Origin of the sequence: Streptomyces sp. NPDC002490 (genome assembly GCF_040296045.1) — a bacterium.
In the GTDB taxonomy this organism is placed as follows: domain Bacteria; phylum Actinomycetota; class Actinomycetes; order Streptomycetales; family Streptomycetaceae; genus Streptomyces.
In genome coordinates, this window is record NZ_JBEOWM010000002.1 from 13,493 (window position 1) to 25,013 (window position 11,521).

The 11,521-nt window shown below is 69.4% G+C and carries 11 protein-coding genes; 2 read left to right on the forward strand and 9 right to left on the reverse strand.

What is annotated here, in order from left to right; genetic code table 11:
* Positions 1-90: 90 nt before the first annotated feature.
* On the forward strand, positions 91-747 hold the full coding sequence (locus tag ABT092_RS01325) for a DedA family protein (RefSeq protein WP_351238465.1): 657 nt from the start codon (positions 91-93) through the stop codon (positions 745-747).
* Here ABT092_RS01325 and ABT092_RS01330 read toward each other — a convergent pair.
* From ABT092_RS01330 to ABT092_RS01340, 3 genes are read right to left on the reverse strand one after another with little or no spacing between them, the layout of a single operon-like run.
* Positions 686-1,537, reverse strand: coding sequence for an HAD family hydrolase (locus ABT092_RS01330; RefSeq protein ID WP_351238467.1), 852 nt, complete (start codon positions 1,535-1,537; stop codon positions 686-688). The genes ABT092_RS01325 and ABT092_RS01330 overlap by 62 nt on opposite strands.
* A complete protein-coding gene (locus ABT092_RS01335; protein ID WP_351238469.1) occupies positions 1,534-4,077 on the reverse strand; it encodes a phosphoribosyltransferase in 2,544 nt (847 codons plus the stop codon). The genes ABT092_RS01330 and ABT092_RS01335 overlap by 4 nt, the downstream gene beginning before the upstream one ends.
* 22 nt (positions 4,078-4,099) lie before the next feature.
* Positions 4,100-5,266 carry an HpcH/HpaI aldolase/citrate lyase family protein gene (locus ABT092_RS01340; protein ID WP_351238471.1) on the reverse strand — a complete coding sequence of 389 codons (1,167 nt, stop codon included), beginning with the start codon at positions 5,264-5,266 and terminating at the stop codon, positions 4,100-4,102.
* A gap of 198 nt (positions 5,267-5,464) precedes the next feature.
* On the opposite strand from ABT092_RS01340, the gene ABT092_RS01345 reads away from it, so the two are divergent.
* Positions 5,465-6,310: a TerD family protein gene (locus tag ABT092_RS01345; protein ID WP_351238473.1), complete on the forward strand. Its 846-nt coding sequence runs from the start codon at positions 5,465-5,467 to the stop codon at positions 6,308-6,310.
* 50 nt (positions 6,311-6,360) lie between these two features.
* Here ABT092_RS01345 and ABT092_RS01350 read toward each other — a convergent pair whose 3' ends face one another.
* The 6 genes from ABT092_RS01350 to ABT092_RS01375 form a co-directional block, all read right to left on the reverse strand.
* Positions 6,361-7,101: a TerD family protein gene (locus ABT092_RS01350; protein WP_351238475.1), complete on the reverse strand. Its 741-nt coding sequence runs from the start codon at positions 7,099-7,101 to the stop codon at positions 6,361-6,363.
* 158 nt (positions 7,102-7,259) lie between these two features.
* Positions 7,260-8,402: a DUF475 domain-containing protein gene (locus ABT092_RS01355; protein ID WP_351238477.1), complete on the reverse strand. Its 1,143-nt coding sequence runs from the start codon at positions 8,400-8,402 to the stop codon at positions 7,260-7,262.
* A 73-nt stretch (positions 8,403-8,475) separates the two neighbouring features.
* Positions 8,476-9,051, reverse strand: coding sequence for a TerD family protein (locus tag ABT092_RS01360; RefSeq protein ID WP_351238479.1), 576 nt, complete (start codon positions 9,049-9,051; stop codon positions 8,476-8,478).
* Between the two features lie 156 nt (positions 9,052-9,207).
* Complete coding sequence (locus ABT092_RS01365) at positions 9,208-9,783, reverse strand: TerD family protein (RefSeq protein ID WP_351238481.1); 576 nt, start codon at positions 9,781-9,783, stop codon at positions 9,208-9,210.
* Between the two features lie 113 nt (positions 9,784-9,896).
* Positions 9,897-10,355, reverse strand: coding sequence for a peroxiredoxin (locus ABT092_RS01370; RefSeq protein WP_351238483.1), 459 nt, complete (start codon positions 10,353-10,355; stop codon positions 9,897-9,899).
* A 225-nt stretch (positions 10,356-10,580) separates the two neighbouring features.
* Positions 10,581-11,018: a DUF3052 domain-containing protein gene (locus tag ABT092_RS01375; protein WP_351238485.1), complete on the reverse strand. Its 438-nt coding sequence runs from the start codon at positions 11,016-11,018 to the stop codon at positions 10,581-10,583.
* Between the last annotated feature and the right edge of the window lie 503 nt (positions 11,019-11,521).

Below are 11,521 nucleotides of genomic sequence, written 5' to 3' on the forward strand. Positions count from 1 at the left end.
AAAACCGCACTTCTCACCTGTGGCGTGCACCACCGAAAGCGTGTGGGCGGCTTCAGTGTGCATTCAGCTCGAACTTTCTACGGTGGAATCATGATCGAAAGCAGCGCTCCGCAATGGATCAACGGTCTGATGGACCAGCTCGGCGCACCGGGCGCCGGTCTGGCCATCGCGCTGGAGAACCTGTTCCCTCCCCTGCCCAGTGAGGTGATCCTGCCCCTCGCCGGCTTCGCGGCGAGCACCGGGCAGATGAACCTCTACGCCGCCCTCCTGTGGACCACGGCCGGTTCCGTCGTGGGCGCCCTCGCGCTGTACGGCATCGGTGCGGCACTCGGCCGTGACCGCATGATCGCGATAGCCGCCAAGCTTCCGTTGGTGAAGGTGGCGGACATCGAGAAGACGGAGGCGTGGTTCCACCGCCACGGCACGAAGGCCGTGTTCTTCGGGCGGATGATCCCCATCTTCCGGAGCTTGATCTCCATACCCGCGGGCATCGAGCGCATGTCGCTGCCCATGTTCCTGATGCTCACAACCGTGGGCAGCGCGATCTGGAACACCATCTTCGTCCTCGCCGGGTACCTGCTGGGCGAGAACTGGACGGAGGTCACGGGCTATGTGTCGGCGTACTCCAAGGTGGTCCTCGTGCTGGCCGTCTGCGCCGTGCTCCTCTTCATCGGCGTGCGGATGTTCAAGCCCGGGCCAGGGCAGCGGCGCGGACAAGGCTCTTCACGATCTGCTCGCCGGCAATAGCACCCTTCTGCGGAAGGACCGTGAGGTGGGGGGCGCGCCACTCTTCGTCGGCAAGCTCGCCGTGGCTCGGCCGCCACGCCTGGTCCGCGGCCAGCAGCAGGTCGGCATCGAGTAGCGAGTCCCCGGCCGCGAGGGTGTGCGCGGCACCGGTTCGACGCAGGACCTCGCGCAGCGCGGCGCTCTTGGTGAGGGGGCGGGGCACCACGTAGACCTTGCGCCCCTGGAGCGAGACGGTCCAGCCCCGCTCCTCGGACCAGAGCGCGAGGTCCTTGACCCACTGCTCGGGCAGCAGTGACCGTTCGACCACCAGATAGGCGAAGAAGTCGTCCGCCGTGCGTTCCTTGAGCAGCCACCTCGGGTCGGCGGTGCGCCGTAGGTGGTCCCCGATCTCCTCCAACGGAGCGCACTCCGCGGTGATCCGGCCGACGACGTGCCGCTGCCAGGCGGGGTCGGGGACCCCGTCCACCAGGATCTGCCCCCCATTGGCGCAGATCGCATGGCGGGGCGCGGGTCCGGGGAGGTGGATGCGGCGGTACTGCTCCAGGGTGCGGGTCGTGGTGGGGACGAAATGAGTGGTGCGGGCCAGTTCGGCCAGGAGGTTGGCCGCGGTCTCGGTGAGGTAGGACAGCGGCTTGCTCTGGTACACCTCGACGCACAGCAGCCGGGGCGCCTCGGCGTCCGGCACGTTGAGGCCGAGGGCCGCCGCCGAGTAGATCAGGGTGCGGTCGAGGTCGCTGGCGACCAGGACGGTGCGCGGCTCGTCCCGGTCGGTACGGGGTGCGGTGGTCACCGGGCGTTCACCGCCGTGCCGTCGGCGCCGGTGGCGCCTCGGGTGTACCGGGGGTGGATGAGTCCGACGCAACTGTAGGGAAGGTGGTCGACCTCCTCGACGGGAACACCGCGTTGGGCGGCGAGGAGCCGCACGTGCTCCAGGTCGGTGCCGGCGCCGCGCCGGACGAGGACCTTCCAGGGCACTCGGCGCAGCAGGACCCGGGTGGTCTCGCCCACCCCGGGCTTCACCAGGTTGACGTCCCGGATTCCGTACTCCTCGCTGATCCGCTCGACCGCCGTCCATCCCTCCCAGGTGGGCACCCGGTCCGTCGTGAGCATCTCCTTGACCTGGCGGTCGACCGCGTCGCCCACGTCGGGGAAGCAGGTGACGATCTGCTGGAGGAAGTCGTGGGAGACGTCGGAGTCGGCGAGTTCCCGGTAGTGCTTGGCCCCGTGGTAGTCCTCAGGGCCGACGAGGTCGGCCCTGAGGACCGTGCGGGAGACCAGTCCGGAGACGGTGGAGTTGAGGCAGGCGGAGGGGATCAGGTAGTCCTCCCGGGTGCCGTAGGTCCGCACGCACGCACCCGGGTCGGCGAGCACCGCGATCTCGGGGTTGAAGCCGTGGATTCCGGTGCGCTCCTGGAAGTCCTTGAGGGCCTGGGCGAGTTCGCGGGTGATGGCTCCCTTCCCCGTCCACCCGTCCACGAAGACGACGTCGGCGGGGTCGTGGTGCGCCGCCAGCCACCGCAGCGCGTTCTGATCGATGCCCCGGCCCCGCACGATGGACACGGAGTAGTGCGGGAGGTCGATGTCGTACCGGTGCCGGGCCCAACGGCGCATGAGGATGCCCACCGGGGTCCCCGCACGGGCGAGCGAGACCAGCACGGGACGCGGGGAGCGCTCGGCGAGGACCAGTTCGGTGACGGTGCCGACGGCCCGGGCGATCCGCTGCGCCGAGGCGTCCAGGGCCTCGTGGAACAACTGCTGGTACTGCGGGCTCGGTTGGTACTCCACCGGCAGGGACTCGGCGTAGTGGGCGCCGCCGGCCTGGATCGCCTCCTCGCGTTCCTCGGTCGGTGCCTCCAGCGTGACGGCGGACAGGTCCTGGAGCAACCAGCCGACGTCCTCGGCGGCGTACGAGGAGAAGGCGGGGCCGCGCAGCGGATCGGGGAGCAAGGAGGGCCTTTCTTCTGGACGTTCGGGCACGGGGCCCGGCACGTAGGAGGGCACGACGGCGAGCAGCAGCCGGGGGGCGTGTCGGGCGAGTTGGGCCAGCAGCCCCCCGGGGGCGTGGAGTTCGGGTGTGTCGGCCACCGAGTCGACCACCAGGACGACGGCGTCGAACCCCGCGCCGGCGACGTTGTAGGCGTAGCGGTCGCCGGGTCCGTCATCGGGGTCGTCGTGCGCGGGGAAGACGAGTCGGCTGCGGATCGCGTAGCCCGGGTCGTCGACCGCGAGGACCGGGGAGCGGGTGGTCGTGGAGTAGCGGACGTCGGCGGTGCCGCGGAGGTGGTCCTCCAGGGCGGTGGCGATCCGCAGGGGGGCGTACATCAGCTCCTCGAAGCCCAGGACGAGGACGCGTGGGAGGGCTCCGGCGGCGGGTTGCGCCGGGCTGATGCCGTTCTCGCCGAGCAGTTGCTCGGCCAGTCGGGCGGCAGCCACGCCGAGGACCGCTTCCAGGCGGACGCGGTGGGCCGGGGAGAACCCGTGCCGGCCTCCGTCCGGCAGCCCGGCGGGCCACCCCGGGTCGACCCGCACCACGGCCGCGGTGCGGGGTGCCGCCGGCCCTTGCGCCGTGGCCGCGGGCGACCCGTCCGCGGGGGCCTCGGCCTCGTACCGGGCGACCAGGGAGCGTCCCCTCTCCAGGACGCCCGCGGGCAACCGCACCGTGCCCGAGGCCGTGGCCACCAGGTCGATCCGTGCCCCGATCTCCCGGGCGAAGGCGTCCAGCCGGGTGCGGTCCTGCGGGGAGCGCATGTCGATGAGGGCGACGATGACGTAGCGCCCGCGGGGGAAGCGGGCGTGGACGGCACGGATGGTGTTGAGGACGGTGTTGCCGGTGGAGAACTCGTCGTCGACCAGCACCAGCGGGCCGTCGCCCGCGAGCAGGGCGGGGTCTTCGGGCAGGATCAGGTGGCTCGTCGCATGGGAATGGGCCTCCTCGAAGCCGGCGACCGGCTCCACGCCCGCCACCGGGCGGCGCGTCGAGTGCAGGTAGGGGGCCGTTTCGAGGCCGTCCGCGACGCAGTGGCCGAGCCCGGTGGCGGTCTCCGCGTAGCCGAGGACCACCGCCTGCCGGGCCAGTTCGTCGCCCAGCAGGTCGCGTACCCGACAGCCGAGCTCGTACCCGTGCCGGTAGACGATCGCCGGCGAGCGGGGCACGTGCTTGCCGAGCACGTTCGACACCAGCAGATGGGCGCGCTTCGGGTTGCGGCGCAACGCGAGGCCCAGGAGCTCTCGAAGCCGGTCGCCGCCGTCCGCGGCCCTCCCCTCGGGCCCCGCCAACTCCACCCCGAGCCGTCGGGCGACCCACGTCCCCGTCCACACCGCGTCGTTCATTCCGTCCTTGCCGTCCTTGCGATCAGCCGGAGAGCCCGGCGGCGAGCAACTCCACGAAGCCGACGTCCTCGCCCGCGACACCGAAGACCTCGGCGCGTTGCAGGGTCCGCTCGGCCCAGGCGCGGTGCGGCTTCACCTCGTTCATCTTGTTCGTGTAGGCGGAGCGCATCACTCCGCCGCCGTCCCGTTCGGGTCGCAGGATGTCCCGTGCGTCGCTGTACTCCTCATGACTGACCACCGAGAGCGCGTGCACCGGGAGGACGTGGGAGGGGTGGATGCAGGTCTTGCCCAGCAGACCGTTGGCACGGTCCAACTCGATCTCCCGGAGCAGCCCGTCGAGGTCGTGCTCGATCAGTTCCTGGCGCAGTTCGTCAGCGCGGCCGGCGAGGAAGGGGCTCCGGCGCAGTTGGGGCTTGAACATGCGTTCCTGGAGTCGGAAGTACTCCCAGACCGGGCCGGTGACGGTGAAGCCCGTGCCGTCGGACCGGCCGAGCAGGTTGACCACGTCCGCGATCACGGAGGCCACGATCTGCACGTCGTACGCCGTCATGTCGGGCGGTCTGCGCAACCCGTACGCCGAGCAGAAGTCGGTGACGCCGAGGCGCAGCGCGAGCACGCGGTCCCGGTACTTGTCGACGGTGCGGGCGATGCCGTCCAGCGTCTCGCGGCGGCTCTCCAGGTGCAGCAGCTCCGGTGACTCCAGGACCGGCATCGCGAACAGTCGGCGCCCCGAGGTGCCCTCGGTGGCGGTGAGCGCCTCCAGGAACGGAACACCCCGTTCCTCGGTGAACTTCGGAAGGACGAATCCGGACAGCAACGTCGCGGACGCACCCAGTCGTCGCACGAGGTCGGGTATCTGCTCCGGAGTGCGCACGCGGACGAACAGCAACGGAAGGTCACCGACCGGGCCGGCTGCCAGTTCCGCGAACTGGCGGACGACGTTCTCCTCCGCCTGGAGGACTTCGGAGTCCTCTATCGAGTCCTCCAAGCACACCACCATGGAGATCACGCCACGTTTCGCCTGCTTGCGGATGTCCTCCGCGAGCGTCGGCCGGTTGGCGGGGCTGTACAGGGTGGCTCCGAGGGCGACGGCGAGCATGCGGGCGGGAGAGTCGGCGGTGAAGTCGCACGGCTCCCGGTGGAAGAGGCGCTGTCGCACCTGCGGGGCTATGTGCCCGAAATGACGCATGAGTCTCCCCGTGTTGCCGGAGTGGTCCGACGCAATGTGGCCGGTAATAGTACGTAGAAACCTGCGTCAGGGGTTCCCTTGCCCCATGAAATCCTGATATCCGACGCATGTCACATCCGCGCCTGACCCGCCCGACCCGTCCATTACCACACGGCGCCCGCATTGTCCTGGCGGTGATCGGGAAGGCAGGATGGCCGTATGACGCACGCGATGCTGAAGGGGTCGAACGTCCCGCTGGAAGCCACGGCGGTGCGTGCCGTGCTGCACTGGGCCTCGGCACAGTTCGTCCCGGACGTCGACGTCTCGGCGCTGCTGCTCGGCGCCGACGGCCGCGTGCGCTCCGACGAGGACTTCGTCTTCTACAACCAGCCGCGCCACCCTTCGGGGGCGGTGTGGCGACTGGGCAAGAAACGCGCCACCCACGGGCTGACCGACACGATCCAGACCGATCTGGCCGGACTCCCCGAGGAAGTCCACCGGGTGCTGCTGGTGGCCTCGGCGGATGACGTCCCGTTCAGCCAGGTGCAGGCGTTGCGCATCCAGGTGCACGATGCGACGGCCGCGGGCGAGGAGCCCCTGGCGTACTTCGACATCACCCCCGAAACGGGTGCCGAGACGGCTCTGATCTGCGGCGAGCTGTACCGGCGCGGGGACGGGTGGAAGTTCCGGGCGGTCGGCGACGGCTACTCGAACGGCCTGGTCGGCCTGGCCACCGACTTCGGGATTTCGGTGGACGAGTCGGAGTCGACCGATCCGGAGCCCGAACGGTCCTTCCCGACGGTCCCCGGGCCGCCCCCCGGGTCCGTCTCGGGGACCGATGCGGCGCCCCCGAGTGCGCTCCCCACCGCCGGGCCGGCGGCCTCGCCCGGGTACGGCTATCCCCCGCCGCCCGCCGCCCAGCCCGGATACGGTTACCCGCACGCCTCGCCGGCCGCGTCCGACGATGCCCGGCAGCCCGCCTACGGCTACCCCCAACCGGTGGCCGCGGCCCCGGATCCGAACTTCGCACTCCCTCCGCAGGGCCCCCAGTTCCAGCCCCGCTGACCCCGCGCAACGGACCCGTCGTCCGTCCGGAGCGGGTGGAGGGTGCGGGTTCAGCGGCTGGCCTGCGACTTGTACCCGCGGCCCCACTGGAGGCCCCAGCCGAACAGGCGGTCGAGTTCGGCCTGGAAGCCGTACACGAACTTCACCTCGCGCCGGACGATCAGCTGGCCCTTGACGTTCTCCAGGGAGAACACCGCGCAGGAGCGCGCCTCGGGAGCCCGCTCGTCGAGGCTGATCTCGATGCGGGGGCCACTGCTCGGATAGAGGGTGACCAGGGCGTGGGTGCGGTCGAAGGCGGGCGTCTGGTCGTAGATGTAGACGAAGATCAGCAACCGCTTGATGGCATCGCGCTGGTCGAGGTTGACGAACAGCGTCTCGCCCGAGCCGGAGCCGAACCGGTCGTCGCCGCTCAGCTTGACGTACGGAGCGCCGTTGAGGTCGCCCAGGAGGTCACCGAGCGGTTGGACGACGCCCTTGGTCCCGTCCGCCAGCTCGTACAGGCAGCCGAGGTCGAGGTCGACGTTGACCATGCTCTGGGTGTGTGCCTGGACGGCCTCCGGCTTGAACATCTTGAGCGGGCTGCGCAGGAGTCCTCCCTGGTCCCGGCGGCCCCCGATGTCGGAGCTCCGCATCCGCCACGACAGGTTGACGCGTAGGTTTCCGGTGGCGGCTCCTTGTTTGGTGAGCGAAACCGCGGGGTTCCGCTTGGTGAGTTCGATGGAGTTGGACGCGGAGATGCCGGAATCGAAATTCGCCGACTTTCCCCGCCACAAATCGTCCCAGAAGGACATGTAAGCCCCCCAATGCCCTGAGTCCTCTACCCCGGCCCTGAATGCCGGGGCTTCCTACCTACAGCGGGGCGGCCACAGGAAGTGTCCCGTGACCGCCCTCTGAAAGCGTTCCTCACGACGGGCCCGGCCACACACCGGAACCGGTCATGTCGGCTGACTCACACTCCGGATGACACCTCGGGCTTGTTGCCCGACCCGTCCCCCGCGCCCCCGGCCGCGGCGAGGGCCCGGTTGCGGCGGACCGAGGACCAGAACGACCAACCGATCAGGAACACGCCCACGAGTCCGGTGATCACCTCGTGGATCTCGTAGCGGATGGTGATCAGCAGGATCGTGGCGAGCGCGCCGATCGCGTAGTGCGCACCGTGCTCCAGGTAGACGTAGTCGTCCAGGGTGCCCTGGCGCACCAGGTAGACGGTGATGGAACGCACGTACATCGCGCCGACACCGAGGCCGATCGCCATGAGGACGATGTCGTTGGTGATCGCGAAGGCGCCGATCACACCGTCGAAGGAGAACGACGCGTCCAGGACCTCCAGGTAGAGGAACATGAAGAAGGCGGCCTTGCCGGCCAGCAGCACCACCGGCTTTCCGCTGCGCTTGGCCGCTTCCTCCGCCTCGTGCTCGCGTTCCTCCTGCTCCTCCAGCCGTCCCTCGAAGAACCCGGACAACCCGCCCACCACCAGGTAGGTGATCAGGCCGGCGATGCCGGAGAGGAGCACCGTCTCCGTCTTGTCCGCGTGGGTGCCGCCGTGCTGGTGCGCCTCGGGGGCGAGGAAGACCGCGCTGAGGAGGAGGGCGATCAGGGCGATGCACACCGACAGCATCTCGACCTTGCCGAGCCTGGCGAGCGGACGCTCGATCCAGCGCAGCCACTTGATGTCCCGGTCCTCGAAGACGAAGTCGAGGAAGATCATGAGCAGGAACATGCCGCCGAAGGCCGCGATAGAGGCATGGGCGTCAGTGACGAGTTCCTGGTAGCGGTCCTTGTCGTTGAGCGCGAGGTCGACCGCCTCGATCGGCCCGAGACCGGCACTCACCGCGACGATGACGACCGGGAACACGAGCCGCATGCCGAACACGGCGATCAGGATGCCGATGGTGAGGAAGATGCGCTGCCAGAACGCGTTCATCTTCTTCAGGATTCCGGCGTTGACCACGGCGTTGTCGAAGGAGAGCGAGATCTCCATGATGGAGAGCATCGCCACGAGGCTGAAGCCGACCCACCCCCCGTAGAGCAACGCCGCGACCAAACCGAGCGCGGTGACCGCGAACGACCAGCCGAAGGTTTTCAGAATCACTGGCTACCCATCCCTGTCACGGGGGTCCCCCCGATAGGGGTCCGGCAGGGGGCACCCCGCGCCGGGCCCAGTTTCACGACACATTGACCCCGAAGTCTAGGGCGATGCCGCGCAGGCCCGACGCATAGCCCTGCCCCACCGCGCGGAACTTCCACTCGCCTCCGTAGCGGTAGACCTCGCCGAAGATCATCGCGGTCTCGGTGGAGGCGTCCTCGGAGAGGTCGTAACGGGCCAGCTCCCGGCCGTCCGCCTGGTTGACGATCCGAATGAACGCATTGGCGACCTGGCCGAACGCCTGTGCCCGGGCGTCCGCCTCGTGGATGGAGACCGGAAAGACGATCTTGTCGCAGCCCGCCGGGACCAGGGAGAGGTCCACGACCAGGGACTCGTCGTCGCCGTCACCGTCGCCGGTGAGGTTGTCGCCGGTGTGCTCCACCGAACCGTCGGGGCTGGTGAGGTTGTTGTAGAACACGAACCACTCGTCGCCCAGGACACGGCCGGAGCTGCACAGCAGGGCGCTGGCGTCGAGGTCGAAGGGGGCTCCCGTGGTGGAACGCGCGTCCCAGCCGAGACCCACCACGATCCGCGTGAGGTTCGGTGCGGCCTTGGACAGGGAGACGTTGCCCCCCTTGGACAGCGTGACACCCATGATCTTTTCCTCCCCGAGGTAGTGCGACGTCGTCCCGGGGGCGGACCGGACCCACGGCGGCGCCACGCCCCCGTGCCCCCGGCGGGGGTGTGCAGTCGGGACGCGTCCGGTGCCGCACCGACTGACGGCTGCGGCACCGGACGCCCGGACCGTGGCTCAGACGTTGACGCCGAAGTCCTGCGCGATGCCGCGCAGGCCGGAGGCGTAGCCCTGGCCGATGGCGCGGAACTTCCATTCGGCCCCGTGGCGGTACAGCTCGCCGAAGACCATCGCGGTCTCGGTGGAGGCGTCCTCGGAGAGGTCGTAACGGGCGATCTCCTGGTTGTTCGCCTGGTTCACCACGCGGATGAACGCGTTGCGCACCTGCCCGAAGGACTGCTGCCGGCTCTCGGCGTCGTAGATGGACACCGGGAAGACGACCCGCGTGACGTCCACGGGCACCCCGGCCAGGTTCACCTTGATCTGCTCGTCGTCGCCCTCGCCCTCGCCGGTGAGGTTGTCGCCGGTGTGTTCCACCGAACCGTCAGGGCTCTTCAGGTTGTTGAAGAAGACGAAGTTCTGGTCGCTGGTGACCTTGCCCTCCGCGTTCGTCAGGATGGCACTGGCGTCCAGGTCGAAGTCCGTACCGGTCGTGGTGCGGACGTCCCAGCCCAGACCGATCACGACCGCGGTGAGGCCGGGCGCCTCCTTGGTCAGCGATACGTTGCCGCCCTTGCTGAGGCTGACTCCCACAAGTCCTCCCAATGGTGTCAGGGGCGGGGAGCCCCGTCGTGCTCTGGTATCGGATCAACGCTCCGATCCTAGTGACGGGTTCCCACGCTCCGCAGTGGTTGGGCCCGAAGAACTCAGAGGGCGTCGAGGGCCTTGACGTAGTCGTTGAGGTCCCGGGCGTCGGGGAGGCCGTTCACGACGGTCCAGCGCACGATGCCCGCCTTGTCGATGACGAAGGTGCCGCGGAGGGCGCAGCCCTTGGTCTCGTCGAAGACGCCGTACGCGCGCGACGCCTCGCCGTGCGGCCAGAAGTCCGACAGCAGGGGGTAGTCGAGGCCCTCCTGCTCGGCGAAGACCCGGAGGCTGAAGGGGGCGTCGTTGGAGACCGCCAGCAGTTGGACCCCGTCGTTCACGAACGTGGGCAGTTCGTCGCGCAGCGCGCACAGCTCGCCCGTGCAGACGCCGGTGAAGGCGAAGGGGTAGAAGAGCAGGACGACGTTCTTCTCGCCGCGGAAGTCGGAGAGTCGCACGGTCTCGCCGTGCTGGTTCTTGAGCTCGAAGTCCGGGGCCTCGGTACCGACCGCGATCGTCATGGTCACGCATTCCCTTCACGGGGCTGTTCGGGTGGTGTTCCACCCACCCTACGCAGCGGAAGGGGGTGGACCGGCCAGCGGGCGCGGGAGGGACGGGCGACGGCCCGGACGGGCGCGCGGGGAGCCGCGCGCGTGCGGTGCGCGAGACGGCGGCCCGTCGACGGGGGCGCAGACGCGCGGGAGGCCCACCGGCCCCGTGGGACGTGGTTCCCACGGGGCGGGCGGTCAGCGCTTCTTGGCTGCGGCCTTCGGGGTGACCAGGCGGCTGCCGGTCCAGTCCTTGGCCACGCTGATGCTCTTGGTCTGGGAGAGACCAGCGGTCTGCGCCGACTCGTTGATGTCGCTCGGTTCGACGTAGCCGTCCCGGCCGGTCTTGGGCGTCAGCAGCCACAACTGGCCGCCCTCGTCGATCAGCCCGATGGCATCGACCAGCGCGTCCGTCAGATCGCCGTCGTCCTCGCGGAACCACAGCACGACGACATCGGCGACGTCCTCGTAATCCTCGTCGACGAGATCGGCGCCGATGGTCTCCTCAATGGCCTCGCGGAGTTCCTGATCGGCGTCGTCGTCGTAGCCGATCTCCTGGACCACCTGCCCGGGCTGGAACCCCAGCCTGGCGGCAGGGTTCGTCCGCTCCTCCGCGTGGTCCGCGGTCGCGCTCACCGTTTGCCTCCTGATCATGTTCGAATGTCGTCTGTCGCCCTCGCGCCAGCGCGGGGCGTTGGCCGTAGTCCACACGTGCGGGGCGGATCGCGCAAGTACCCGGCCGTCGAGACCGCCGAAACGGTGACGTTCCCGACCGGGTCACCGCAACTCCTGGCACGAAATCGCGGCATTCAGTGACACACACCACGACAGTCTGCCCTATTCGACCGTTTCGCGAACACGTACGGGGCGGGGAAGAAATCCCCGCCCGCCGCCGGACACCCCGAGGGACCGGCGACGGACCGGGGGAAAGCCCCCGCGGCGAGGGCTCCGACGCGCGATCCGTCAGCCCCTCACCCACCCGCTCGGACGCACCCGACGACCGAGCGCACGGTCCTAGCACACGGGGCGACCGGGCCGTCACCCGGGACGGCAAGGGGCGTATCGTTCCGTTTTGGACCACACCGCCCCATCTGCCGTATCGAGTACCTGGTTACCCCTCGGTACGGATGACGTTTCCC

Bases quoted from the DNA above. Each gene is read 5' to 3' on its own strand.
- ABT092_RS01335 (WP_351238469.1), bottom strand. From the start codon at position 4,077: ATGAACGACGCGGTGTGGACGGGGACGTGGGTCGCCCGACGGCTCGGG.
- ABT092_RS01350 (WP_351238475.1), bottom strand. From the start codon at position 7,101: ATGTCCTTCTGGGACGATTTGTGGCGGGGAAAGTCGGCGAATTTCGAT.
- ABT092_RS01325 (WP_351238465.1), top strand. From the start codon at position 91: ATGATCGAAAGCAGCGCTCCGCAATGGATCAACGGTCTGATGGACCAG.
- ABT092_RS01345 (WP_351238473.1), top strand. From the start codon at position 5,465: ATGACGCACGCGATGCTGAAGGGGTCGAACGTCCCGCTGGAAGCCACG.
- ABT092_RS01360 (WP_351238479.1), bottom strand. From the start codon at position 9,051: ATGGGTGTCACGCTGTCCAAGGGGGGCAACGTCTCCCTGTCCAAGGCC.
- ABT092_RS01340 (WP_351238471.1), bottom strand. From the start codon at position 5,266: ATGCGTCATTTCGGGCACATAGCCCCGCAGGTGCGACAGCGCCTCTTC.
- ABT092_RS01370 (WP_351238483.1), bottom strand. From the start codon at position 10,355: ATGACGATCGCGGTCGGTACCGAGGCCCCGGACTTCGAGCTCAAGAAC.